The 25,296-nt window shown below is 55.3% G+C and carries 26 protein-coding genes; 12 read left to right on the top strand and 14 right to left on the bottom strand.

Annotated features, from left to right (window positions below):
• From ACP5OT_RS09915 to ACP5OT_RS09950, 8 genes are all read right to left on the bottom strand, one after another.
• Window positions 1-792, bottom strand: a complete 792-nt coding sequence (locus ACP5OT_RS09915) for an ABC transporter ATP-binding protein (protein ID WP_424677392.1) — start codon at window positions 790-792, stop codon at window positions 1-3.
• A gap of 73 nt (window positions 793-865) precedes the next feature.
• On the bottom strand, window positions 866-2,080 hold the full coding sequence (locus ACP5OT_RS09920) for an ABC transporter substrate-binding protein (RefSeq protein WP_428132018.1): 1,215 nt from the start codon (window positions 2,078-2,080) through the stop codon (window positions 866-868).
• A 22-nt stretch (window positions 2,081-2,102) separates the two neighbouring features.
• Window positions 2,103-3,161 carry a branched-chain amino acid ABC transporter permease gene (locus tag ACP5OT_RS09925; protein WP_424677394.1) on the bottom strand — a complete coding sequence of 353 codons (1,059 nt, stop codon included), beginning with the start codon at window positions 3,159-3,161 and terminating at the stop codon, window positions 2,103-2,105.
• Window positions 3,162-3,207: 46 nt separating this feature from the next.
• Window positions 3,208-4,089, bottom strand: a complete 882-nt coding sequence (locus ACP5OT_RS09930; protein WP_424677395.1) for a branched-chain amino acid ABC transporter permease — start codon at window positions 4,087-4,089, stop codon at window positions 3,208-3,210.
• Window positions 4,090-4,132: 43 nt separating this feature from the next.
• Window positions 4,133-6,076, bottom strand: a complete 1,944-nt coding sequence (locus ACP5OT_RS09935) for a long-chain fatty acid--CoA ligase (RefSeq protein WP_428112495.1) — start codon at window positions 6,074-6,076, stop codon at window positions 4,133-4,135.
• Window positions 6,077-6,123: 47 nt separating this feature from the next.
• A complete protein-coding gene (locus tag ACP5OT_RS09940; protein WP_424677397.1) occupies window positions 6,124-6,933 on the bottom strand; it encodes an ABC transporter ATP-binding protein in 810 nt (269 codons plus the stop codon).
• A gap of 154 nt (window positions 6,934-7,087) precedes the next feature.
• Window positions 7,088-7,243 (bottom strand): hypothetical protein, encoded by a 156-nt coding sequence (locus ACP5OT_RS09945; RefSeq protein ID WP_424677398.1) that lies wholly within the window; start codon window positions 7,241-7,243, stop codon window positions 7,088-7,090.
• Window positions 7,243-7,443, bottom strand: coding sequence for a hypothetical protein (locus tag ACP5OT_RS09950; RefSeq protein ID WP_424677399.1), 201 nt, complete (start codon window positions 7,441-7,443; stop codon window positions 7,243-7,245). Before ACP5OT_RS09950 ends, ACP5OT_RS09945 begins: the two co-directional genes overlap by 1 nt.
• A 190-nt stretch (window positions 7,444-7,633) precedes the next feature.
• Here ACP5OT_RS09950 and ACP5OT_RS09955 point away from each other — a divergent pair, with 190 nt between their 5' ends.
• From ACP5OT_RS09955 to ACP5OT_RS09965, 3 genes are all read left to right on the top strand, one after another.
• Window positions 7,634-8,725 carry a HEAT repeat domain-containing protein gene (locus ACP5OT_RS09955; RefSeq protein ID WP_428112498.1) on the top strand — a complete coding sequence of 364 codons (1,092 nt, stop codon included), beginning with the start codon at window positions 7,634-7,636 and terminating at the stop codon, window positions 8,723-8,725.
• Window positions 8,726-8,733: 8 nt separating this feature from the next.
• The gene (locus tag ACP5OT_RS09960) at window positions 8,734-10,425 is read left to right on the top strand and encodes a SpoIIE family protein phosphatase (RefSeq protein ID WP_424677401.1); all 1,692 of its coding nucleotides are present in this window, start codon (window positions 8,734-8,736) and stop codon (window positions 10,423-10,425) included.
• A 91-nt stretch (window positions 10,426-10,516) separates the two neighbouring features.
• On the top strand, window positions 10,517-10,852 hold the full coding sequence (locus ACP5OT_RS09965; protein ID WP_015941149.1) for an STAS domain-containing protein: 336 nt from the start codon (window positions 10,517-10,519) through the stop codon (window positions 10,850-10,852).
• A 71-nt stretch (window positions 10,853-10,923) separates the two neighbouring features.
• On the opposite strand, the gene ACP5OT_RS09970 is transcribed toward ACP5OT_RS09965, so the two are convergent.
• From ACP5OT_RS09970 to ACP5OT_RS09980, 3 genes are all read right to left on the bottom strand, one after another.
• Window positions 10,924-12,534 (bottom strand): ABC transporter permease, encoded by a 1,611-nt coding sequence (locus ACP5OT_RS09970; RefSeq protein ID WP_428112500.1) that lies wholly within the window; start codon window positions 12,532-12,534, stop codon window positions 10,924-10,926.
• Window positions 12,535-12,587: 53 nt separating this feature from the next.
• Window positions 12,588-13,637, bottom strand: coding sequence for an iron ABC transporter substrate-binding protein (locus ACP5OT_RS09975; protein WP_428112502.1), 1,050 nt, complete (start codon window positions 13,635-13,637; stop codon window positions 12,588-12,590).
• Window positions 13,638-13,803: 166 nt separating this feature from the next.
• Window positions 13,804-15,135, bottom strand: a complete 1,332-nt coding sequence (locus tag ACP5OT_RS09980) for a M20/M25/M40 family metallo-hydrolase (RefSeq protein ID WP_424675925.1) — start codon at window positions 15,133-15,135, stop codon at window positions 13,804-13,806.
• A gap of 156 nt (window positions 15,136-15,291) precedes the next feature.
• Here ACP5OT_RS09980 and ACP5OT_RS09985 point away from each other — a divergent pair, with 156 nt between their 5' ends.
• Both ACP5OT_RS09985 and ACP5OT_RS09990 read left to right on the top strand, forming a co-directional pair.
• The gene (locus ACP5OT_RS09985; RefSeq protein ID WP_424675924.1) at window positions 15,292-16,257 is read left to right on the top strand and encodes a COX15/CtaA family protein; all 966 of its coding nucleotides are present in this window, start codon (window positions 15,292-15,294) and stop codon (window positions 16,255-16,257) included.
• A gap of 138 nt (window positions 16,258-16,395) precedes the next feature.
• Window positions 16,396-17,025 carry a DUF4388 domain-containing protein gene (locus tag ACP5OT_RS09990; RefSeq protein ID WP_424675923.1) on the top strand — a complete coding sequence of 210 codons (630 nt, stop codon included), beginning with the start codon at window positions 16,396-16,398 and terminating at the stop codon, window positions 17,023-17,025.
• Window positions 17,026-17,238: 213 nt separating this feature from the next.
• Here ACP5OT_RS09990 and ACP5OT_RS09995 read toward each other — a convergent pair whose 3' ends face one another.
• Window positions 17,239-17,589, bottom strand: a complete 351-nt coding sequence (locus ACP5OT_RS09995) for a hypothetical protein (RefSeq protein WP_424675922.1) — start codon at window positions 17,587-17,589, stop codon at window positions 17,239-17,241.
• On the opposite strand from ACP5OT_RS09995, the gene ACP5OT_RS10000 reads away from it, so the two are divergent.
• Window positions 17,588-18,055 (top strand): hypothetical protein, encoded by a 468-nt coding sequence (locus ACP5OT_RS10000; protein ID WP_428132021.1) that lies wholly within the window; start codon window positions 17,588-17,590, stop codon window positions 18,053-18,055. The genes ACP5OT_RS09995 and ACP5OT_RS10000 overlap by 2 nt on opposite strands.
• Before the next feature lie 154 nt (window positions 18,056-18,209).
• On the opposite strand, the gene ACP5OT_RS10005 is transcribed toward ACP5OT_RS10000, so the two are convergent.
• Window positions 18,210-18,383: a transposase gene (locus tag ACP5OT_RS10005; RefSeq protein WP_424675929.1), complete on the bottom strand. Its 174-nt coding sequence runs from the start codon at window positions 18,381-18,383 to the stop codon at window positions 18,210-18,212.
• A gap of 432 nt (window positions 18,384-18,815) precedes the next feature.
• Here ACP5OT_RS10005 and ACP5OT_RS10010 point away from each other — a divergent pair, with 432 nt between their 5' ends.
• Window positions 18,816-19,613 (top strand): alpha/beta fold hydrolase, encoded by a 798-nt coding sequence (locus ACP5OT_RS10010; protein WP_424675920.1) that lies wholly within the window; start codon window positions 18,816-18,818, stop codon window positions 19,611-19,613.
• Between the two features lie 139 nt (window positions 19,614-19,752).
• On the opposite strand, the gene rplS is transcribed toward ACP5OT_RS10010, so the two are convergent.
• Window positions 19,753-20,103 carry a 50S ribosomal protein L19 gene (gene rplS, locus ACP5OT_RS10015; protein ID WP_015941140.1) on the bottom strand — a complete coding sequence of 117 codons (351 nt, stop codon included), beginning with the start codon at window positions 20,101-20,103 and terminating at the stop codon, window positions 19,753-19,755.
• A gap of 228 nt (window positions 20,104-20,331) precedes the next feature.
• Here rplS and ACP5OT_RS10020 point away from each other — a divergent pair, with 228 nt between their 5' ends.
• Genes ACP5OT_RS10020 through ACP5OT_RS10040 form a run of 5 tightly spaced genes read left to right on the top strand, consistent with a single transcriptional unit; the run spans window position 20,332 to window position 25,273 of the window.
• On the top strand, window positions 20,332-20,790 hold the full coding sequence (locus tag ACP5OT_RS10020) for a chemotaxis protein CheW (protein ID WP_424675919.1): 459 nt from the start codon (window positions 20,332-20,334) through the stop codon (window positions 20,788-20,790).
• Window positions 20,787-21,200 carry a hypothetical protein gene (locus tag ACP5OT_RS10025; protein WP_428132023.1) on the top strand — a complete coding sequence of 138 codons (414 nt, stop codon included), beginning with the start codon at window positions 20,787-20,789 and terminating at the stop codon, window positions 21,198-21,200. The genes ACP5OT_RS10020 and ACP5OT_RS10025 overlap by 4 nt, the downstream gene beginning before the upstream one ends.
• On the top strand, window positions 21,197-22,672 hold the full coding sequence (locus ACP5OT_RS10030) for a methyl-accepting chemotaxis protein (RefSeq protein WP_424675917.1): 1,476 nt from the start codon (window positions 21,197-21,199) through the stop codon (window positions 22,670-22,672). The genes ACP5OT_RS10025 and ACP5OT_RS10030 overlap by 4 nt, the downstream gene beginning before the upstream one ends.
• 19 nt (window positions 22,673-22,691) lie before the next feature.
• The gene (locus ACP5OT_RS10035; RefSeq protein ID WP_424675916.1) at window positions 22,692-24,911 is read left to right on the top strand and encodes a hybrid sensor histidine kinase/response regulator; all 2,220 of its coding nucleotides are present in this window, start codon (window positions 22,692-22,694) and stop codon (window positions 24,909-24,911) included.
• Between the two features lie 2 nt (window positions 24,912-24,913).
• Window positions 24,914-25,273, top strand: a complete 360-nt coding sequence (locus tag ACP5OT_RS10040; RefSeq protein WP_015941135.1) for a response regulator — start codon at window positions 24,914-24,916, stop codon at window positions 25,271-25,273.
• The last annotated feature ends 23 nt before the right edge of the window (window positions 25,274-25,296 follow it).

Below are 25,296 nucleotides of genomic sequence, written 5' to 3' on the forward strand. Positions count from 1 at the left end.
CTACGACAACCAGCGTTTGCGCCGTTTGTAATGCTTAACTTCGCGATAACTCTTGCGACTGCCAATCTCATTGAGGCCAAGGTAAAACTCACGCACATCGGCATTATCCTTCAAATCTGCCGGCGAACCGTCTAACACTATCCGCCCGTTTTCCATAATGTAGGCGTGATGGGCTGATTCAAGCGCCAAACGAGCATTTTGCTCGACCAATAGAATCGTTGTGCCTTGTTCGCGATTAATCCGACGAATAATCTCAAAAATCTCGGCTACCAATAACGGGGCTAACCCCAGCGACGGCTCATCGAGCATAATCAACTTGGGATGGGCCATCAGGGCGCGCCCAATCGCCAACATCTGCTGCTCACCACCACTAAGGAACCCGGCCACCTGATTGCGTCGTTCCTTCAACCGCGGAAAATAGTCGTACACCAACGCCAGGTCCTCGCCAAACCGACGGAGCGACTGAGTGTATGCACCTGCACGCAGATTCTCTTCCACCGTCAAGTGCTCAAAGACCCGCCGCCCTTCCATAACCTGAAAAATTCCCATCCGCACGATCGCAGAGGCGTCTTTTTTGTGGATTGGCTGGCCCTGAAAGAGGATCTCTCCATCGGTTACTTCACCATTCTCCGGCTTGAGCAAGCCGGATATCGCCTTCAGCGTGGTACTCTTACCGGCGCCATTTGAGCCAAGCAAAGCTACAATCTTTCCCTCCGGCACCTCGAGCGACAACCCTTTGAGCACCAGCACGACATCGTTGTAAATGACTTCGATATTGTTGAGTGAGAGCATAAGCAATTGATCCGGTAGCGCGATAACCGAAGAAGGGGCCGATTATCATCTCGGCCCCTACCCAACCTTCTTCCTACCGTGCGCTAATAAAGTCGGTGATCGGCACCCACTTGCCGTTTTCAACCCGGAACATCTTGAGCGACTTGACGCCGGCATGATCGGTAGAGCTAAACTGCACCGGCAGCGTCACACCTTTGGTATCGATCTGGCCCATCGTCTCAAGCGCTGCCTTGACGTTCTCACCGGTCAATTCTTTGCCATCAGCCACAACCTTCTCGACCCCGGCAATCAGAATCGACATCGCCGTCCAGCCCTGCACAAAGGTGCTATCGGCGCCGCCGTAGTCGATATTCTTCGCCTTCGCGTATTCAAACGCAATCTTGCCACCCTCCGACTCGTGGTTGAACGGCACCGCACCAACCACACCTTCGGCATCGGCCCCGGCCAGCTTGATCAAAATTTCGTTCGCGCACCAGTTCAGACAGACAAACTGTACGTCATAGCCAAGGCTCTTGGCATTCTTGATCGCCAGCGCCGCCGGGCTTGACACATTTTGCAAGAAGATGTAGTTCGCGCCATAGTCGCGAAGCTGGGTCAACTGCGGTGTGAGGTCGGTTGCACCACGCGGCGAGGGAACCTCGAGAGGTGTTTCGATACCTTGTGAGGTCGCAAACGCCGTCCCATCGGCCAGTGGCGAGCGACCAAACGGGCTATCGTTGATCAGGTAGCCGAATTTCGGCAGGCCACTGTTCCCCTTCGCTTTCCAATCCTCAATTGCCCACTTCATCGCGATAATCAATTGATCGGAATAGGTGGGAGCCACGAGGAAGTTGTACGGCGTTTCGGCTGGATTGGCGAGCGTTGCCGAATACGAAGCCGAGATGAATGGAATCTTGTCCTCGGTAATCTTGGGTCGCAGCGCCTCGGTATCACCGGTTCCCCACCCCGAGAAGACTAAAACTTTGTCTTGGGTCACAAACTTGGTATACAACTCTTCCGCCCGCGGCACCTGATAGGCATAGTCTTCACTGAACAACTGCAAGCGCCGACCGTTGATACCACCCTGCTCGTTTTTCCAGTCAATAAAGGCAATCTGTCCACGCGCATAAGGCGTACCAACGTCTGCCGTTGCACCGGTCAAATCGAAGATCGCACCTACCCGGATCGGCTCGCTGCTCGCACCACCACCTGTGCTAGCTCCGCCACCACCACCGCCACAGGCGGCTAGCAAGGTCGCGAACACGGCCAACACCACCAACCACTCAAATGCCCGTTTCCTTCTGACCATACCATTCTCCTTACTCGACGCTTCAATAACTGAACGGCCATAGCCTGAAGTAATCTTTGACGTTACGCCACACCTTCACAATGCCTTCCGGCTCGAAGATGAGGAAGAGGATGATCGCAAGACCAAACGCGCCCTGCTGCATATACGGTAGGTATGAATTAATATTTGGCACAACATCACTGAGAGCACGGGCCAGATTCGAGAGCAAAGCTGGCAGGAGCGTCATAAAGGCTGCACCGTAGATCGAACCAGAGACGCTCCCTAACCCACCGATGATAATCATGGCGAGGTACAGAATACTGGTGTCGATGGTGAAACGCTCCCACGAGATGACACCACGGTAGTGAGCAGTGAGCGCACCGGCCAAACCGGCGAAAAACGACGAGGTGGCAAACGCCAACAGTTTGTACCGAAACAGATCGACCCCGATCACCTGCGCAGCGATGTCTTGGTCGCGGATTGCCACAAACGCCCGCCCGGCACGTGTCCGAAAGAGATTACTAACGAAGATAACGGTACCGATCAACAAGACCAGACATACCCAATAGAAGGCAAAATCATTGTTGCCCAGCCATTCCATCGGTACACCGAACAGATTATTACTCGCCCGCGGCAACGTCAACGACTCACCGATTCCTAGCAACTTCCCGTGGGTGAGCAGCCAGATGATGATCTCTTGCGAGGCGAGGGTAGCAATCGCAAGGTATAGCCCCTTCAGACGCAACGATGGTAAGCCAAAAAATGCCCCAACCGCTGCCGTAAAGAAACTGGCAACCGGAATTGTCAGCCACATCGGCGTACCCAAGTGGACGGCCATCAGACCGGCAGTGTACGCACCGACCGCCAAAAATCCACCATGGCCGATACTAATCTGCCCGGTATACCCAACCAGAATATTCAACCCGATCGCACCAATTGCAGCGATGGCAATCGTATTTGCCAGATTGAGCCAATACCGATCGGCAAACCAAGGAAAGACCAGGGCCAGTACCAATACCAGCACCATCCGAATCCGCTGCGGCCAATACGGACGCAGACTCACATCACTGGCATAGGTGGTGTGAAAGGTTCCACTCTGCATTGCGCTGACCGTTCCTCGCTACGGGCAAGTACTTCTCGCCCAACTGCTACACCCGCTCGATGATGCGCTGACCGAACAGACCATATGGCCTTACCAGCAGAATAAGCAACAAAATCACAAACGGAGCCACCTCACCCAATCCCCATTCTGGCGGAAGCAAACCACCGGCAAACGATTGCAGCAATCCGATGATCAAACCACCGATGATGGCGCCGGGAATGCTGTCGAGACCACCCAAAATTACCACCGGGAAAACCAGCAAACCGACGCGACCAATCGTGCCCGAAACGCCACCGAAAATGCTCATCAGCAGGATACCGCCAACTGCAGCAGTAATCGCTGCAATCGCCCACGCGACTGCCCACACCTTCTTCACGCTAATACCCATGCTGAGCGCCGCTTGCTGATCATCGGCTACTGCTCGCATCGCAATACCTTCGCGGCTGAAGCGGAAGAAGAGCGTGAGAATCACGAAGAAGATGATCGCTAATGTAAAGGCCCAGAGCCGGTCGACACCGACATTGGCCCCAAGGATCGTCACGGTATCGGTTGGTAGAAACTGCGGTGCCGGGCGCGGCGTTACGCCCCAAATCGCACCAACAATCGCTCTGAGCAGTGATGAGAGGCCTATCGTGACCATAATAACCGAGATCACCGGTTCGCCGATGAGCGGACGCAGTACCAACTGCTCGATCAACACCCCAACTACTGCCGCCAACACCACTGCAACCACGACACCTATCGGCCACCACAAGCCAAACTGTTCGACCATTGCATAGGTGAGATAGGCGCCGATCAGCAGTAGTTCCCCTTGGGCGAAGTTGATCACATCGCTACTTTTGTAAATCAGGACAAAACCCAGCGCCACCAATGCAAAGATTGCACCGTTGGCAATCCCGCTCAGAGCTAATTGGATAAACCGATCCATGCGCTTCTCCGCTATCACATTACACGTCGCCACTGTACCTGCCTCAACGAGCGACCGCCCGCGCTGCCGGTGCCGGCGCCGATGAGTCGGCTAGCTCCTCAATCCGCAAGCGCGTCCTGATCAAGGCTGTCCGGCCATCTTGATAGGTAATTGTCGTCTCAATCTCAAATTCGCTTTGATCGCTGTACAGAGCATCGACGATCTCCTGGTAACGTTGTGCAATGAGACGACGGCGCACTTTGCGGGTCCGAGTCAGCTCACCGTCATCGGCATCAAGCTCTTTGTGGAGCAACAGAAAACGCCGAATACGCGCCGCCGGCGGTAGATCGGCATTGGCACGCTCGACATCTTTGCGGATCAGAGCATAGACCTGTGGCTTTTGAGCGAGGTCGGTGTAGGTGGTATACGAGATCTGGGCATTTTCTGCCCACTTACCGACATTCGCGAAATCAATATTGATCATCGCGGTGACAAACGGCCAGTCACCACCAAAGACGACCGCCTCTTTGATATAAGGGCTAAACTTGAGCTTGTTTTCGATAAACTGGGGCGAGAATTTCGTTCCGTCGTGCAAAGTCATGACATCTTTCGCCCGGTCAATGACGATCAAGTGACCATCTTCATCGAAATAACCGGCATCACCGCTGTGCAGCCAGCCGTCTTCCAGCGCCTCGGCAGTTGCCTCGGGGTTCTTGTAGTAGCCGACAAAGACCGAAGGACTCTTCACTAAAATCTCACCGTTTTCGGCAATCCGAATCTCTGTGTTCGGCAACGGTGTCCCAACGGTCTGAAATTTTATCTGACCGTCACGGTGGATCACACTCAAACCGGCACTTTCGGTCTGACCGTAGACCTGTTTGAGATTCACCCCAATTGCGTGATAAAAGCGGAACACATCAGGGCCAAGAGCAGCACCACCGGTATAGGCCCGTTTGAGAAACCGCAAACCGAGATGATCTTTCAGCATCTCGAAGACCAACAACCGTGCCAAACCATACCGTAGCCGCAAACCAAGACTCGGTCGTTGGCCGCTAAAGCGGGCATCCGCCATCGCATACCCTTGCTTCATTGCCCACTCAAAGATTGCGCGCTTCAACGGTGTTGAGTCTTGAATCTTCACCTGTACCTGCGAGAGCATGTTCTCCCAGATTCGTGGCGGTGAAAACATCACCCGTGGCCCGATCTCGCGAATATTCTCTTGCACAGTACTTGCCGATTCGGGGAAGTTGATCGTGAAACCGCACTGCATGCCAGCAGCCACCGTCACCATCTGCTCACCGACCCACGCTAACGGTAAAAAGCTTACAAATTCGTCGTCAGGACCAAGTGGGTCAACTGAAAGCAGGCCGGCGCCTTGGCTGATCAGATTACGGTGGGTCAGCATCGCCAGTTTCGGCTTCCCGGTCGTGCCGGAAGTGGTCGCGAGGATCGCAACGTCATCGGGTTTACCGGCGGCAAGTTCGGCGTCAAACAAACCGGGGTGCTCACGGTCATAGGCCCGCCCTAGCTCTTCGATGTCGGGGAAGTGCGCCAAATAGGGCTGGCGATAATTGCGCATGCCCTTTGGTTCGTAGTAAACCACTTTGAGGACGCCGTCGAGTCGTGGCCAGATCTCAATGACCTTATCAACCTGCTCCTGGTCTTCGACCACGATGACCCGCGCTTCAGCCGCCGAGACGACGTAATAGACCTCTTCAGCTACCGAATCTTGGTACACCCCAATCGACATCGCACCGATCGCTTGAGCGGCAAATTCGGCGTAGAGCCATTCAGGTCGGTTATCACCGATAATCGCGACGACATCACCGCGTCGCACACCAAGCGCATGAAGACCCATGGCAAACGCACGCACGTGTTCGGCAAACTGACGCCACGTCACCGTCTGCCAAATCCCGAAGTCTTTTTCCCGTAGGGCTACCTTATCACCAAAGCGTTCTGCATTTTGAAACAGCAAGCGCGGGATCGTCGTCTCAGGTATCTGTATCATCGCTTCACCCAACCGTATATGGTAACCCACCGGTAGACGAGTGCCGATTACGCTAGGGGTATTGCGTGTTCGCGACCAAGGTAGGCATCGATCACTTTCGGATCGCTCCGCACTTCGTCCGGTGTGCCATAGGCGATCAACTGACCGAACTCGAGCACGGCAACCCGATCACTAATATCCATCACCACCCCCATGTCGTGCTCGATCAGCACGATTGTCGTCCCGTATTCCTCGTTAATATCGAGGATGAAACGAGCCATATCCTCTTTTTCTTCACTATTCATTCCGGCCATCGGCTCATCGAGCAGCAAGAGGCGCGGATTCATTGCAAGCGCCCGGCCTAATTCAACCCGCTTTTGCAGACCATACGAAAGCGATCCAACCATCTTCTTGCGGATCGACTGAATTTCGAGCAGATCGATCACCTGCTCGACAAATTCGCGATGCTCGACCTCTTCCCGTTGGGCACGCCCCCAATAGAAACCACCACTGAAAATGCCGCTCCGCATATGAATGTGACGACCGAGCATGAGGTTATCAACGACCGTCATGTGGCGGAAGAGTTCGATATTCTGAAACGAACGGGCAATGCCAAGGCGTGCAATCTGGTGTGGGGGTAGACCGATAATGTTGCGCCCTTCAAACCGAATCTGTCCCTGTTGTGGGCGATACAGACCGCTGATGCAATTGAGGAGACTGGTTTTGCCGGCTCCGTTAGGACCAATGATCGCCTGGATCGTGCCGGGGTAGATGTTGAAGGTTACTGAGAGTAAGGCGCGCACCCCACCAAAACTGAGACCAATATGGTCAATCTCCATTTGGGGTGCAGGCAATACTGCCGAATCACGATGCGTCATGCGATCCTCATTGACCTACGGGTCACATAAACGGTACGCTGCTTATCTTGCAATCGTAATGATGCTGTGCGCAACGTTGCGATCAACCAATAACGTATTGATGGGGAATAATCGTTGTCTATTATAATGAAGAATAGCCGATTGCGCAAATAGTCTAGTTCCGCCGTAGTGCGTAGAGAAACACGCCGGCCAGTGCCAACCACACCCAGTGCCACCAACCAAACGGTTGCTGAAAAGCGACCACAACCGAGATCACTACACATATCAGACCGAGGATAGCTAACAGCGCACGACGATAGACCGGTGGCATCAAGTTTCCTCACGTACAACTACAAATGCAATCGCCAGCAGCGCAATCGCTATCAATAGCAAGAGAGAAAACGCTAAATTACCGGTCGCACTGATCAAAAAGATCGTCATCGCGATGACGATAATTGCCATCATGATGCATCCACGGCGCACTCGCCGTACACTGACGGCAACATCGGGGTCTTCATGAGGTTGTTTCATGGTCATTACCTTTAATTTTGTATCACTTCCCCGCCATCTTACCATAGCACGCACACTTTACGATCTGTCATCGTTTTGCAATCTGAGATTAGTACTAAAGTACTGTGTTATCTATTCGCAGTATGGTATACTACATAAGTAGGCGCGGTCATCTTTAGGTCGCAATAGCGCACGGAGAAAGGAGCTGCCGATGTTTGACCGCGAAACGTGGCGGCAGCGGATCGCCGAACGCTTTAACAACTTCGCCCGCAACCCTCGGCAGGAGATCCAAGTCACCGGTGTGAACACTGTGCTTGGCTTCTTAGCTGTGCGTGCGCTTGAACCGTTCCTCGAAGCATTTCAGGACGAACCGGTAGCAGCTGTACTGACCCTCGCCGAGATTTCACGTGGTCCCGGCGCCAACCATCTCGTGCGTCGTGCTTTCCACTGGCGCTACCAATTGGCACACCTGATCGAACGTGAGCTGCGTTCACGGCCTGAATTGCGGATCACCGTCGAAGAGATTCTGATGGCCTTAAACGTGATCCATCTGGCCCGCCAACGGTTGAATAGCTCACGTGACGAATGGCTACGCCTGACCCTGCTCGCCGAACTTGACACCTTTGAACCCGGTGATTTCGAGCAACTTCGTCGCCAGTTGTACGATCCCGGCTGGCAAAGCCGCTATGAAGCCATTCGCCGTCTGCGTGTACGCGAAGGCAATTTTACTGCTGCCGATCTGGTCTTGCTCCACGATGGGCTGAGTGATAGTGCCTCACACGTGCGTGCAGCAGCAGCTCGTACCCTCGGTCTCATCACCGGTACACCGCCACAACCCCTCGTCAAGACGTTAATCCGTCTTGCGATCCACGATTGCGATCTGGAAACCCGCTTCGCCGCCGCACGCACGCTCGGTCAACTGCGCGACCGTATTGCTTCACCACAATTGATCGATTATCTGGTTGAATGCCTCAAAAATCCCGATAGCTTCGTCCGCTCGGCAGCAGCATTGGTGGTGAGCCAGTTGGGCGAGATAGCCGGTACCGCTCCGGTGATCGATCACCTCCTCGTTATGCTCAACGATGTCGATGCTTACGCTCGTGAGTCTGCCGCGCGCGCCCTTGGTCGTCTCGGTGTCGCTGCAGCGACCGCTACCGTCCTGAATGCGCTTGCCCAGGCCGTTGATGATGCTGACCCTAATGTCCACGAGGCAGCAGTTGATGCCATCGCTCGACTGCGGAAGCTACGCGCTACCCTACCACTCACACAGAGCCGCCATCCCACGGAGCCATTAGCAGTCTAGAGGATGGCATGCAGCGGTACATCAGCGTCTTCGCCGATTGGAACGCGATCCCGACGTTACTGGCCTTTAGCGATGAGCTGGAAGCCAATTGGCGCATGCCCGCCGATTATGGGTATCTGCTGCGACTGGTGATTGAAGAAGTCGCAACCAATATCGTTAAGTATGGGTACCACGATCATAACCGCGATCAGATCCATCTGAGCTGTACGTATGATCAGGGAATCTTGACCATCACGATCCGCGATCGCGGCCAGCCGTTCGATCCACTCACTGCACCACCGCCCGATCTGCACGCCGCCGCCGATCAACGCACTCTCGGCGGGCTAGGTATCTTCTTTGTGCGCGAATATGCCGATACGCTCACCTATCATCACGACCCCGATAGCGGTTGGAATGAGTTGACCGTCACCAAAACGATGACGATGCTCGACCGGCTGCGCAGCCTACCCCTGTTTCAGGCAGTTCCTGAAGCGGTTCTGTCCGCGCTCGCGCCTCGCCTCGCCGAATGCCGGTTGGCCCCCGGCGAAGTATTGTTTCATCAGGGTGATACTGGTCACGAATGTTATGTCGTGTTGAGCGGTGCAGTTGAGGTGATTACGTTCGTCAACGGGGCTGAACTGCGCTTAGAGGTGTTTCACAGCGGCCAAATTATTGGCGAGATGAGTTTGATCGATCACAGCCCCCGTTCGGCAACGGTGCGGGCAATTGAACCGAGTCGGCTGGTCGCTCTCAACGAACAGGTTTTTGCCACGTTGATCGGTTCGAGTCCCGCATTGGCAATGCACATGCTGCGCAGTATTGTGAGTCGGGTGCGCAATACGAACCAACGGATGATCCACGATCTCGAACGGAAGAATGCTGAGCTGCTTACCGCCTATCAACAGTTGCAAGCGGCGCAAGCCGAACTCATCCGCTACAACCGGCTTGAAGAAGAGCTTGACGTTGCCCGCCGGATTCAGCAATCGTTTCTGCCCCGGGTTTTACCACAACCGCCCGGCTGGCGTATCGCCGCTTTTAGCCGCGGTGCACAGGCCGTCGGTGGAGATTTCTTCGATACCATCCCGCTTCCCGATGGCCGCATTGGATTGATCGTCGCCGATGCGTGCGGCAAAAGTGTTACCGCCGCACTCTTTGTGGCACTTAGCCGATCACTTCTGCGCGCTACTTCACAGGCTGCTGCCAATCTCCCGCATAGCACCGATAACGGCGCTGCGCTGTTGCAACATACCATTGGTCTCACCAACGACTACATTTGCCGCGAGCACGGTGAAGCTAATATGTTCGTTACCCTCTTCTATGGCCTGCTCGATCCGACCACCGGTCGCCTCCTCTACGCGAATGCCGGTCACAATCCACCGTTGCGGGTCAATCACGACGGCACCGTTGTCGAAGAGCTGAGTGAAGGGGTTTTACCGATCGGGATTGTCGTCGAGCAAACCTACGAGGTACGTGAGCTATACATCGCCCATGGCGAAAAACTAGTTGCATTTAGCGATGGGATTACCGAGGCGATGAATTCGTCCGGTGAGTTATTCGGTGATGAGCAATTGCATCACGTATTGCAAGCACATGCCACGCAGACGGCGAACGACCTGGTTGCTACGGTGGTAGCCGCTGTCGATGCGTTTGCCGCCGGAGCACCTCAGGCCGATGACATCACTCTCTTGGTTGTTGAGCGATTGCCGGCAGAACAAGCATAGCCCGTCTAACGAGCGTGCTATAATGCTTGTACCCTCTACCTTTCCGAAGTAGGAGCATATGAACAAACGCTCTAGAAAGGGAGTTGTCGGCGTGAACACCGAGCAAGTAGACGATGTGCTGATTATTCAGCTTCCCGCCCGACTGGACGCTGCGGGCGTGGCAGCGATTGAGTCGGATTTAGCATCAACCATTACCGGCCACGGCGGTAAGGTTCTAGCCGATATGACAAACGTTAACTTTGTCGCCAGTTTGGCCCTGCGCATGCTACTGAGCAACCTCCGCGCAATCCAACCGCTCGGAGGTGATTTGCGACTCTACGGTTTACAACCGCAAATCGCCGAAATCTTTCGCAAAAGCCGGTTCGATACCCTTTTCAAAATCTACCCCGACCGCGAAACAGCGCTGGCAGCCTATCGTAATCGGTAACATACCGTGTATAATCGAGAGCAGACAATAGTGGGGCAGTCGTGGTAGGCTGCCCCATAAGCTGTTGACCACTACTCTGTCCGCTCATTGATCAGCATCAGCGCCATTGCTCCCGCCGATACAATGAGTAATACTAACGCCGGCGCAGCAGCTTGTGTGAACATCGCTTCTGATGTCGCACTCCAGATCATTGTAGCTAAAGTGGGAAAATCGGTTGGACTAAGTAGTAACGTTGTTGGTAACTCTTTGATCGAGGTGAGAAAAACCAGCGCTGCTGCCGACAACACACCGGGCATGATCAGCGGTAATGTAATCCCGATAAAGACGGTAAACGGAGCACGCCCTAGTGAACGGGCCGCATCTTCTACCCGTGGATTCATCTGCTGTAACGTAGTCCGTAGCCCGCCTACTGCCTGTGGCAAAAAGCGAATTGCCAACCCTAACAGTAGCATTGGTAACGTTTGATAAAGCCATGGCACAAAATTGGCCCCGAAGAATACGAGTGCTAACGCCACAACAATACCGGGCAGGGCATAACCGGTGTATGCTGCGGCATCGAGTAGACGGCTCAGTTGCGACGGAAAGCGGGCCACAAGGAGAGCAATCGGCACGGCCATCACGACGGTCAAGAGCGCTGCACCACCGGCAGCCAGTAACGAATTGCCCAGCGGACGCCAGAGCGTGGTGAGGGTTTGGCCGTTCAAGAGACCACGGATCAACCAATAGCTAAGTGCGATTAGCGGCATCCCAACGCCCAAGAGCGTGATTAGTCCGGCATAGAGTGCAGCCGGCCAACGCCACCATCCAATATCGGCCAACCGACGCAACCGCGCCACGGCACACGTCGTCCGACTCATACTTGGTCGTCCCCGGATCAAGTGCTCAATCCCTATCAGGCTGAGGGTCAACCCGATCAGCACCAGTGCCAACAGGGCTGCGCCGCTTCGATCGAACGAACCACGATACTGCACATAGATGGATCGCGTGAAGGTTTCAAATTGCAACAACGAGACCGCACCAAAATCGCTCAAGCTGTAGAGGGCAGCGAGCAGAGCACCGATCGCAATTGCCGGACGCACCTGTGGCAGTAAAATTCGCCAGAACACTAGCCATGGACTATCACCCATACTCCGGGCTGCATCTTCCACCGCCGGATCGCAGCGCAACAATGCTGCGCGCATGTTCAGCAAAACATACGGGTAACTGCTCAACGTAAGGGCTAACACTGCTCCGGCAAACCCATAAATCGGTGGCAACCGCTCAACACCGAATGGGGCAAGCATCTGCTGCAACAGACCCACCGGACCTAATACCACAATAATCGCAAAGCCGTTGATGTACGACGGCACCGCTAGTGGCAAAGCAGTAGCAATCGCCCAAAACCTGCGTCCTGGAATGTCAACACATACCGTCAACCAAGCCAACGGCGCGGCGATAACCACACTGAGCAGAGCCGTAGCTATCGCCACACCCAGGCTGTTGAACACCACCCGCAGCGTTCGCGGACGAAGCAACACGGCCCACGCATCGGGTCCGGCTTCCAACGCGCGCACTATCAAGTAGCTAATCGGCAACAATACCAACATCACAACGGCCAAGCTCAAGCCGATCAGCAACCACGGTTGCCGACGGAGCGACGCTGTGGATAGAGCAGTCGGAGCAAGGGTAGTACGGCGGATCATAGACATCCAACAAGGTGCCGCGATCGTATGCGGATCGCGGCACGTGAACACGATTACAAAGCGCCCACCTCGCGGAGTAATTGCAGCGTACCCTGTAAATCACGCAACTGATTCAAATCGATATTAGGCGTTTGGATCTCGGACAAGGGCTTTAATCGCGGATCGGGTTGTACATTACCGGCCAGCGGATACTCGAAGGTCTGTTCGGCAAAATAACGCTGACCATCGGTTGACAGCATATACTCGATCAGCCGCTGCGCTTCGGCAACATTCTTGGCCGTCTTGAGAATGCCAACACCGGCAATATTGATCAGCGCGCCTACATCACCATCAGGCGGATAGTAGTTAGCGGCCGGTAGTGTATCGCCTGATTGACGCTGCAATTGGTACAGGTAGTAGTGATTCACAAACCCGACATCAATCTCGCCGGCAGCTACAGCCTGCACGATTGCCGCATTGCGTTCATACGTCTTTACCTCATTGGCAATCATCCCCTCTAACCATTTGCGCGTTGCTTCTTCGCCCAACTGTACGCGCATTGCCGTAATAAAGGCTTGGAATGAACCGTTGGTCGGCGCCCAACCAACACGCCCACGCCATTGCGGATCGACAAAACCGGTAATCGAACGTGGTAGGTCGGCCTCGGTGAGCTTGTTGGTGTTGTAGACAACCACACGAGCGCGACCACTAATCCCAACCCACCGACCATCCGACGAGCGGAAACGTGCTTCAACCTGATTGAGTACATCGGTCGGGAGCGGGATCAACACATCGGCTGCAGCTAGTGCCCCCAATGCTCCGGCATCTTGGGCAAAGAAGAGATCGGCCGGGCTATTGGCTCCCTCTTCAAGGATCGTCGCCGCCAATTCGGCGGTATCACCATAACGAACTTCAACCGGAATTCCGGTAGCCTCGGTGAATTGGGTAAAGAAGGGACCGACGAGGCTCTCACTGCGGCCAGAATAAACGACCAGTTTCGCCGGGGTTTGCGTCGGAGTAGATGCTGCCGGGGTTTGCGTCGGAGTAGATGCTGTCTGATTACCACATGCTGCGATCATAAGCGCAGCGATGATCAACACACCTATACGAGTCACCTGATTCACGGTATCACTCCTCAACCTTGGTTGTTCTTCGTGACAAATCGACACAACCTTGCGCAAGGTCGAGGGTTAGTATATGCTAACGTTCGGTGAAAGTCAAGCTAATTTACGAACATTTTGGTTGAAATATTTTGAAAAAGATTGTGAATTGACTGTGCAAGGGGCGAAGTTAGACCCACAATCGGTCGAGCAACTCGATCAACAGTTGACTGTGTCGACTAAGGTCAGCGAGGGCAATATGCTCATTTGGGGCAAAAACGGTACTCTCTACCGGGGTAAAGCCGATACTAACCGTAGGCACCGGATGCACCTCGGTCAACACACTAAATGGGATGGGATAGGGGCCGGCAGGGACAACTGCTGGCGGACGTTCAAATACTGTCGCACCAATAGTGGCTACCCGGCTAACAAAGGGATTATCGGTTGCCGTCACCCATGGCGCATAGCCACCAGGCAGACGTTCGACGATCACATCGCCAAAACCCTTCTCATTGAGAAATTGCCGTATCAACTCGGTGACGGCATCGGGCTGTTGGCGCGGCGCCAGTTGCAGATCAAGCAACGCTGTTGCAGCCGATGGAATACCCGGCAAATCATGGTGTGGCTCAACCGTCAGCGCGCTCACATTGCACGTTGGCAGCGTCACCTCCGACCGGCTCAAGGCTGCACCATCGATACCAAAGAGAAATTGATCGATCTGCCAGGCTTGTCGACGCGCGCCAGAAGCGAGTTGCAACTGCCGAATCATCGCATTATCGGCGCGCGACGGACCTTCAACCGCATCGTAGAACCCTTCGATACGCACGTCTTCATCGTCGCCTTTCAGCGCAGCCAATGCCCAAATTAAGCGCCAGAGTGGGTTGGCAACGCTAGTGGCAAACCCGGCCGGTAAGGGGTACGCTGGACCACGGGCGACGAGCTGCAGCCGGAGCCATCCTTTACTACCACTAACACAAATTGGTGTCCCATTCGCGTCACGATCGCCAATACTGGCCAGCACCGCGTCACATTGCAGGAGATCGGCATGTGAACGTAACGCTTCGGCTAATCCCGGACTACCGCTGTTGGCGGCACCCTCTATCACCAGGATCACCCCACACGGCAAATTACCTTCGCGTTGCACAACAGCTTGCAACGCAGCCAGATGCGCAGCCAGTGCCCCTTTCCCACCGGCTACGCCTCGTCCAAACACTTGCCCATCCCGTTCGGCTAACTCAAATGGTTCCGATAACCAGTAGCGCCACGGACCGGTCGGTGGTGTATCGTAATAGTGGTACAGCAAGAGGGTTTGTGGGCGACGACCGACGCGATGAGCGATGATCACCGGTGCAGGTGCCGAGCTAACAATCCGCACCTGCATGCCGAGCAAACGGACAAGGAACGCAATATGTTCGGCAGTAGTGCGCAACTCATCGGGCTGGCCGGTAGTCGATGGCTGCCGACAGAGATGGCGTAACACCCGGACAAGCTGTTCTGTTGATGGCGGTGCGTGGATCGTCACCGGAATCGCCCCTCTAATAGCGTCGTATTCCGCTTGGTGAACGAATTATAACACGGTGTTTACTGCGCGTTGTGTGAAGACCATGTTAGAATAAAGTGCGAACTGTCACATTATTCTTGCAACCCGCGGCCAACGGTCGCGGCGGGAGGTTACAGCATGGATTCCCGACACCGTGCATTTGTCAACTTTGCGTGGCTGAATGTCGGCTACAACTTGCTGGTGATTCTGTGGGGTGCGTTTGTGCGGGCCACCGGTTCAGGGGCCGGTTGTGGCGATCACTGGCCGTTATGCGATGGTCAAGTCATCCCACGTTCCCCTGATACGGCCCAACTGATCGAGTTCTCGCACCGGGTGACGAGTGGTATTGCCCTGCTCTTGGTGATCGCCCTACTGGTTTGGGCCTTACGTTTGTTTGCTGCCGGCCACCCGGCACGACGCGCTGCCATTGCTGCAATGGTGTTCATGATTATCGAATCACTGATCGGTGCGGCATTGGTACTGTTCCAATTGGTTGCTCACAACGCCTCGCTGACACGCGCACTCTCTCTCGGCCTCCACTTGGTGAATACTTTCTTGCTCATTGGGTCAATTGCCCTGACGGCATGGTATGCGAGTGGTAAACCGGCTCCTGAAGTACGCGGTAAGGGTAGGCTGTTGGCAATGCTGATAGCTGCCCTCGTGGGCACGGCAATCGTCGGTTCGAGTGGTGCAGTGACCGCACTTGGTGACACCCTGTTACAGTTGGGGGTTTTACCCGGCGGTGTCTCCCAACCGATCAACCGTGATAGTCATCCGCTCGTGTTGATGCGTATTATTCATCCGGTACTTGGCACACTGGTCGGGTTGGCGATGATCTCACTTGCCCAACAAGCAATACGCCATGACCCCTCGCCAACGACGCGGCGACTGGCATGGATAACGGCAACGATCTTTGTCGGCCAAATCTTCTTGGGTGCGCTGAACGTAATCCTTAAAGCACCGGTTTGGATGCAGTTGGTGCATCTACTCTTTGCCGATCTGGCATGGCTGGCCCTGGTGCTGCTGGGAGCAACGTTGTTAGGCCGACCTGGCACCGTTGTGGTCACGCCGACACCGATCGTCTCAAGCTCGCCAGCACGCTAGTTTCGTGACGAACGATTGTTCGGGTGTCCTAGTCAACGACGGTACTCTGGTCATCTTGTTGCCACATGTAGTGTCGTGGTATAGTCAATTTAAAGGGCATTCCTCTGCTGCCATGCTACCTAGTCTGGGAGGCCCACGATGGCACTACACGGTACGTTGCAACAAGCATCGTTACGAGAGTTGATCGATCTTGCAGTGTACAGTTCACTTACCGGATCACTCGATATTACCGGCGAGCGATCCGGTCGTATCTATTTTTTAAACGGCCAAATCTATCATATCGAATGCGATGGGCAGATCGGCAGCGAAGCACTTGGTCTTTTGTTAAACGTACAGGATGGGACGTTTAACGTTATCAGTGGTGCGCGCAGTGAGCATCAATCGGTGTGGGGCGATCACGAGAGTATCATTCGTAACGCCGAGCGCACTGCCCTGCGTTGGCGGCGACTTTGGCACCACGTACCTTCACTCAATCTGATACCAGTGTTGGTTGTCTCTGAGAATGAAGCGAAATGCCAAACGAGTGTGGCGTTGCATGTGCTGATTGAGGCAATTGACGGGTGTAAGCGATTAGATGACCTCGCCACCGAGCTGCGCTGGTCGGCAATTGATGTTGTGGAAGGCGTCGTGCAACTCATTACGCAACGGTTAGTACGGCTTGAGCACGCGCAATCTGTACATCGCGAACCCACACCGGCCCCTTCTCCCCGACCGACCCCGTCGGTGATGTCGTCTGTTGATCGACTATTAGCTATTCTTCGTTCGTGACTACTCCCACGTATGCACCGTGGGCTTCTAGGGATTTGCACCCAGGCTGTGTAGCCCCACAGCCACTCTATTCCGTGCGGCGTGGCGATTACGGTCGATTGCCACGCCGCACGAGAGTCACTGATCACGCGAACGGACACATCCTTGTTCACCACCGCGCGATACTGGCTGCCGCGTTGCGATGTCCCGCGTGGATCAACTGCCAGCTACCACCTACCGCCACGCGTAGCCTTGGAGTGCGTCGACCTGGCAGGTGGTTCCTTGTGGCATCGGCCCTACGGTTTGCCGGCGTGTGGTGGTTGATCGCCGTGCGATGGGCAGGTCTGCCGCGACGGTCATTTCGACCTCATTCACGAGACGGCGGCTGAGTGAATGCGCGAAGTCGTTGCGACGGTGCGCAATGCGTTCGTGAATATGCACCACCACCGTATGTCGTGGGGCGCGTGCCGGCGTTCCCTTTGCAGTGTTCGACCAGTGACACGGTGCGTTGGCGCCCGCCGGTTCGTCTGTGCGGAAGAAGTGCAGGTTCGCAATCGGTTTCGCCTGTGGGCAAGGGAGCGACATGCATCACGCCACCATCACTCCCCACGGTGCGTTGACGTTCGGGCAACCGTTCAGGTTCGGTGACCACGCTGAACCAGGCGTCCCGCGTGCCCGTCCTGGCGCGCCGGATCGTGAGCGTTGTGTTCGTGTCTGCAAGCGGACGATGCGCGATGATTGTCGACCGGTCACGCCATTGCCCGTTCATCTGGTACGCATCCACATACGGATACGTGAAGCAGTCGTACCTGCCGTTGCCGCGCACACGCAGCTCCCCAGGCGTGTCACCCGCCTTGACGCGCCGGAAGAACGCCGTGAACGCCAGGTCAACCTGTTTGGTCACGCGCGGCACCACCGGGGCGTGAACCGTGTGCAGCGACGGACGCGCCGCGTTCCCGATTGGGATGCGCCGCTTGGTGTCGTCCCCATCCGCCGGGCGCGGTTCGTTGTCCCATCCGGCCTTGTGGTACGCCAGCGTATCGTTGTCTGAACAGCGACATGCGTCAAGCACCTGTACCAACAGGCATCCGTGACCGTTCGTTGGCGCAAGCCGGAATTGGGAGGTACCGCGGAATAGCAGCTACCCTGCTGGTTTGTAAGGTACTACTGCACCACGTTGCGAGTCATCGTGCCGACCGAGGTCGTCATCTTACTGCGCGTCTACTACGTCGGGATGCACGTGTTCCACGAGGGAACCTCGTGCCCTGTACTTCGTGGGAGGTACGACCGTTGATAAGGGCGACGACCGTATGTCTTCCACTCCGCGGATCACCATCAAGCAGGAGATGGACGTGATCCGGTTGCACCACGTGATCCATCACCACATCGCCGTACCCTGCTGATTATGCCATCACAAGGTCGCGCATCCGTTCAGCAACCGCGCTCGTCAAGACCTTGCGGCGAAACTTGGGACAGAAGATAACGTGGTACTGGTCACGAGAGTCAATGCTGTGCTCCGTATGATAAGGCGTACTCGTTTGACGGACTTCCATATCCTGCCGATGGTATATACGCAGCTACAGTATAACATAGAACATGTGTTTCTGTCACGTCTAATCCTGCTCAAGCGAGAAACGGGTGTATATCCCAGGACTAAAGCACCTGGAGTTGACGCCCTTCGTTCCTCATACCGACCTCGTTGCGGTGAGAAACTCGCGTTGTGACCCGATACAGGCGGGTGAGCTACCCGCCTCTTTCGTTTTTATGGCACAATACGATACATCATCACGTATGGTGAACAGGAGGAGGCTATGAACATCAGCTCTCCAACCGGTGCGCAAATCCACTACACCGATGTGGGTAGCGGTCTACCAGTAGTTTTACTACACGCTTTTCCGCTTAGTTCAGCCTTGTGGCGCGCCCAAATGACGACCCTGACCGACCGTTTTCGGATGATCGCACCCGATCTACGCGGATTTGGCAACTCACCACCCATACCACTGCCCCAATCGCTCGACGATTACGCTGCCGATGTGATTGCGCTCCTTGACGCATTAGGTATTGAACGAGCAGTTGTGGCCGGCTTGTCGATGGGTGGGTACATCGCCTTCGCTATCCTCCGCCAAGCCCCCGAACGGATCGGCGGCCTCTTGCTGGCCGACACGCGCGCAACGGCTGATACAGACACAGCTCGCGCTAATCGTGCGGCTAATGCCGAACTTGTGCTCCGCGAAGGTAGTGCAGCGTTGGCCGAACGCCTCTTGCCGAATCTGCTGGCGCCGACAGCCGTTGAATCGCTACGGGCTGAATTGCAGGCAATAGCAGCGGCTAATCCGCCTGAAGGTATTGCTGCCGCGCTCCACGCGATGGCCGCTCGACCCGACTCTACCTCGTTACTCAGCCAGATTCGTGTTCCAGTCACCGTTGTCGTGGGAGCAGAAGATACGCTTACACCACCCAGCGAAGCTCGCACGATGCACGAAGCGATTCCCGGTAGCCGGTTTGTCGTCATTCCCGGAGCAGGTCATCTTAGTGCTATTGAGCGATCCGCCGAGTTTAACCTGGCCCTTACCGAGCTGGTGATGCGGGTAGAGGCCGGCAGCCGCTAACGTCGTAATGCAACGGGATGGGAGTTGGCGAAAGTGTTAAAACTAGTGTGGGGTATACCACGATGGCTACCCCACACCAGCGATAGCGAGGTTGATTATCACCCGTGCTATCGGTATCGTTTCATACCACCTGACACGACTAGCGGCGCTCGCGGATCCGAGCAGCCTTGCCGGTGCGCCCACGCAGGTAGTAGAGCTTCGCCCGCCGAACTTTACCTTGCCGGATAACCTTGATGTAGTCGATCCGCGGTGCATGCAGCAAGAAGGTACGTTCGACCCCGATTCCATGGGATGCGATCCGGCGCACGGTAAAATTCTCGTTAATCCCTTCACCCCGACGCCGAATGACGACACCCTCAAAATCCTGTACTCGTTCGCGGTTACCTTCAACCACCTTTACGCCGACGCGCACCGTGTCACCAACGCGGAATTCGGGGATATCGGTGCGATACTGGCGCCGGCCTAGCTCTTCAAGTAGTTGCTGCGACACGGCGTCGCTCCTTTCACCTAATGCCGGCAGGCGCCCGCATGGGAGCGGGACTGCACGGCGTCCTGACACACAAATTTGGCAGGCGGCGTTGTCTCCGCCTGCCAGATGATAACAATTCCGTTCCCGATTATAACACAGTTGGGCAGCGGCGGCAAGTTATCTACCTTTGATCGATTCACCCGAAACACGTTATAATCGCTGACAATAACGAATTTTGGCCGATGTCTTATGCAGCCATCAACGCAAACCGTTTCGTACAAAGAATATCTGCTTTTTCGCCTTGCCAACGAACTGTACGCTCTCCCCGGAAAAGCGGTGCGCGAGGTAGTGCGTTGGCATACACCAACGCCGATACCGGGCGCACCACCGCTCCTGCCCGGTTTACTTAACCAACGCGGTCAGATTCTACCGGTGATCGATCTACGACTCTTACTCGGTTTGCCTGCGACGATACCCGATCGGGCGACACGCCTCATCTGGATACATCAGGATGACATCGAGGCTGCATTGCTGGTCAATGCCGTCGATGATCTTGTTGCCATCGAATCTTCCCTCCTCGAACCACCACCGGCCCACCTCACCGGCCCGGCCCAACGAGTGATTCACGCCGTCTTTCGTTATCAAGAGCAGCCTGTAGCCTTACTCGATCTGGCTGCCGTTTTTGCCTTTGTTAAGGAGGCTGCGTGATTTTACTGATCACAACGGTTTACCGTCGCTATCTATGCCGCCAACACGATGTTGATAGTATTAGTCAACCTACCACGGCCGAGCGCGATGAACGCGGTCGCCCGATTGTGCGCTACCAACTAGGGCCGCTCCTTGATCCGAACGATCCACCGGCGAGCGGTCGCTTGCATGCGCTGACCATCGCCATGCGCCGTCGTGTGGTCGAATTGACGGCACCGCATGTCGATCTGCTGGTCACTGCTCCGTCAATCATTCCGCTCGCACCGTTCGTCATGGCTCATTTACAATTGCCATGGGTCAACGGCGTGGCCCTGCTCGACAATCAACCGGTCGTTGTCCTCGATCTCCGCCGGATCGCAACCGATGTGGCCCTCGGTCTGCGTCTAGCCCACCATAAGGAAGCACTATGAAAGCGGGAACATCCACTACGGCTACAACTGAACTTGCCGCTCTCCGCGAAAACCGCACGATCTTGCACTGGCTCATCTTGGTCAGCGCGACACTATTAGTGTTCTTCTGGGTGGTTGGTCTGATTGTGTGGTTGAACCAGTCCACCACCACGTTCTCCTTTGCAATCGCGAGCGCCATAACCTTGATCGGCGTAACTATGTACGGCTTAGCAGGGTGGCTTCTCCAATCCCAACACATCGCATTGAGCCGACGCTGGCTCTTTTTGGCGATGATTACCGGCGCAGCGATGGTTATCATCCTGTTCGGTGGTGCTGATGGAGCGCGTACCGTTGTCTTGCTGGTACCGATCATTAGCGCCGGTCTCCTCGGTAGCGGACGCGATACACTTATTGTGATTATCAGCGGTATCTTGGTGTATGCGGCATTGCTACTCGGTGAACAACTCGGTGGTCTACGACCATTATTAGACGATAATGTTGTGATTGATGCCGGTTTTCTGCTTACAACCATTAGTGCAATCGGTACATTAGCCTGGCTGAGTAGCCGCGATCTCAATCGGGCACTGGCCGAATCGCATTTGCGTGCTACCGAGCTACTCCGCAAGACCGAACAGTTGATGGAGAAAAATATTCAACAGGTTGAGCTAGGCAGCGAATTGGCCGCAGCGGCTGCCGAGTTGCAGGCCAATTCCCAACAACAGGCCGGCGGAGCAAGCGAGCAGGCTAGCGCTGTCTCTGAGGTCTCGACCACGATTGAAGAATTGGGCAGTACGGCCCGCCAAATTGCCCAAGCGGCAGAACACGTCTCGGAAGCTGCCCAACAGACGCTTGAGCAGTTGAGTAGTGGTCAAGATGCGGTTGATGAGAGTATTCAGGCAATGGAACGCATCCGGCAGCGCGTCCAAGATATTTCGACCCGCGTGCTCGGCTTGGGAGAGCGTTCCCAGCAGATCGGCGAAATCATCGACCTGATCGACGATATTTCTGATGAAACCCATTTGCTCGCGCTGAACGCCGCCATCGAGGCTGCCGGCGCCGGTGAGTATGGTCGCCGATTTGCCGTGGTGGCGGCTGAGGTAAAGAGTTTGGCCAATCGTACCCTTGCTGCGGCCAAAGAGGTGAAAGGGGTGATTGCCGAGATCCGACAGGCGACCAGCGCCGCCGTATTGGCCGCCGAAGAGGGCAGCAAAGAGGTTGAGCGCGGTGTTGAACTGGCCCATCGCGCCGGTCAGGTTATGGACAATATCGTGATGGTGGCCGAACGCACGGCTCAGGCTGCCGCCGAGATCGGGCTGGCAACTGCTCAACAGCAAAGCGCCAGTGAGCAGGTCGTCGAGACGATGCGCGAAATCGCGGAAGTTGCCCGTCAATCCGCACAAAGCGCACGCCATATGGCCGAATCGGCAGCAAAACTCACCGCTATAGCAGCTCGCTTGCACGGCTTGGCCCAAATCGACACCGATCACGCTTAGTGAGAATGCCGATGATCTTATGGATCTAACCAGCTTCTATGCACAATTTCGCGATGAGATCGCCGATAATCTCCGTCTGTTGAGCGAAGTTTTGTTGACTATTGAGCAAAATGCCGATGCGGATCGTCGCCGTAGCGAACTGGATCGCGCCTTCCGTGCCGTCCATACGATTAAGGGATCGGCTCGTATGCTCGGCTTCGATCCGATTGCCCAAGCTGCTCACGCACTCGAACACATTCTCGGTCAGGTTCGGCAAGGCCAACGTACCCTCGACCGCAGTCTGACCGATCTGTTGCTCCACGGCGGCGATCTGATCGGGCGGCTGGTGGCTCATGTTCCACATATACCGCCAGCCGAATCGTCGGCAGTTGAACAATTTCTGCAACAACTAAGCTCAACCGACACCACCACGGCATTCACTCCACCTCTATCACCATCACCGTCACCGCCTCCGTCGTCCCAGCCGTCAGACAGCGAACCACCGCGCACGACCCGCCAAACCGTTCGGGTACGAGTCGACCGCCTCGATCGGCTCTTCAATTTGGCCGGTGAACTGGTCATCACCCAACAATGGCTTGGTGAAATTGGGCAAGAGCTGTATCGGCTGCAAGAGACTGTTGAACGCCAACAACGAGCATTGCAGGCACTCGAACAGGAATTGGCCCGTCTCCGCTTTTCCCAGTCACAACGGCAAGCGCTTGATACCCGCATCAATGCCCTGCGCGAAGTGCAAGCGGCTATTAACGATCTGGCCCAACGTCAGAGCGACCGGCTTGACCGCCATTTGGCCCGCCAACAGCTTTTGATTAAAGACCTTGAGCAAGAAGTGATGGCAGTACGGCTGTTACCGATTGCCACCATCTTCAACAATCTGCCACGATTGGTGCGTGATCTAGCAGCCCTAACTAACAAACAGGTGACGATTGAGATCGGTGGCGAAACCACCGAACTCGACCGCAAGGTTCTCGAATTAATCAGCGACCCCTTAGTACATCTGGTACGAAATGCGGTCGATCACGGAATCGAATCACCTGAAGAGCGTATTGCCCTTGGCAAATCACCTACCGGCCTGATCCGGATCAGCGCTACATCTCTGGGAAACGAAGTGCGAATCCAAATCATTGATGATGGGCGAGGGATCGACCCTGAACGTATCCGGGCACGGGCCGTTGCCCTCGGTATGTTGAATACCGAACGCGCGAACCAGCTCGATCTGCAAGAAACGCTCAATCTTATCTTCCAACCGGGCTTCTCAACTGCGCCAACCGTCACCGAGATTTCGGGGCGCGGTGTCGGTATGGATATTGTGCGTGCCAATTTGCTTGAACTAGGTGGACAGGTATGGGTCGACACCACGGTTGGTCAAGGCACAACGATCACGCTCACCATCCCCCTCACGCTCATTACCAGCCGCGTATTACTGGTAAAGGTAGGAAGTCAAATATTGGCATTACCGGCCACAACCGTGAGCAGCATCCTTTGGGTGCAGCGCGATCAGGTACAAGTTATCGATGGTCGGCCGACAGTTGCCTACCAACAGCGCACCGTAGCCCTGCTGACCTTGGCCGATCTGGTAGGGATCACGACCGGCACGCCGCTGACACGCCAGCGTGTCCCGGCCCTCTTGATCAATACTCGCCAGCAACGGGTTGCCTTATTGGTTGATGACCTGATCGACGAACGCGAGGCGGTCGTCAAACCACTCGGCTCACTCTTTGCCCGTCGTCCGGCTTTGAGCGGTGCCGTCCAGTTGAGCGATGGTGGGCTGGTCTTGCTGATCAACCCCCTGCATCTGCTCGAAAGTAACCAACACCAAGCAATCTCATCATCGGTACCCGGTCAGCCGTTACCCCAACCTCAACGACCGGCCCGCCTATTGGTCGTCGACGATTCATTCACAACCCGTGAATTATTGCGCAGTATTTTGCAATCGGCCGGTTACGAAGTTACCGCGGCAATTGATGGTGCCGATGCGCTTGACATGCTCCGTTCTACGACCTACGATCTTGTTGTAAGCGATATTGAGATGCCGCGAGTCGATGGCTTTACCCTCACGTCTCGCATCCGGCGCGAGTTGGCCCTCTCTGATCTGCCGGTGGTGCTGATTACCAGTCTTGCCTCTGAAGAACATCGTCGTCGTGGTCTGGAAGCAGGGGCACAGGCCTACATTGTAAAAAGTCAGTTTAACCAAGACAGTTTGCTGAAGGTGATTCAGCAACTGCTCGGCCACGAGGAGTAGTTATGCCAACCATTTTGGTCGTCGATGATAGCCGACTGGTTACCGATATTGTCAAGATGCGGCTTGAGATGTACGGCTACACCGTCCAACTTGCTCACAGCGGTGAAGAGGCACTGGCCGCAATTGCCGCGAATCCACCCGACTTGTTAGTCCTTGATGTACAGATGCCCGGCATTGATGGCTACGAAGTCTGCCGCCGCATCCGCGAAAATCCGGCGTTGGATAATTTACGGATTATTATGCTCACGTCATCAGACGACAAACGAGCCGCATTTGAAGCCGGTGTTGATGATTATCTTAACAAAGATATCGATCTCCTCAACTTGCCCAATCGGGTGCGCTTGGTGCTAGATATGGAATAAGTGTGTCACACTGATGCCAAACC

This window comes from Chloroflexus sp. (assembly GCF_049970315.1).
In the GTDB taxonomy this organism is placed as follows: Bacteria; Chloroflexota; Chloroflexia; order Chloroflexales; family Chloroflexaceae; genus Chloroflexus.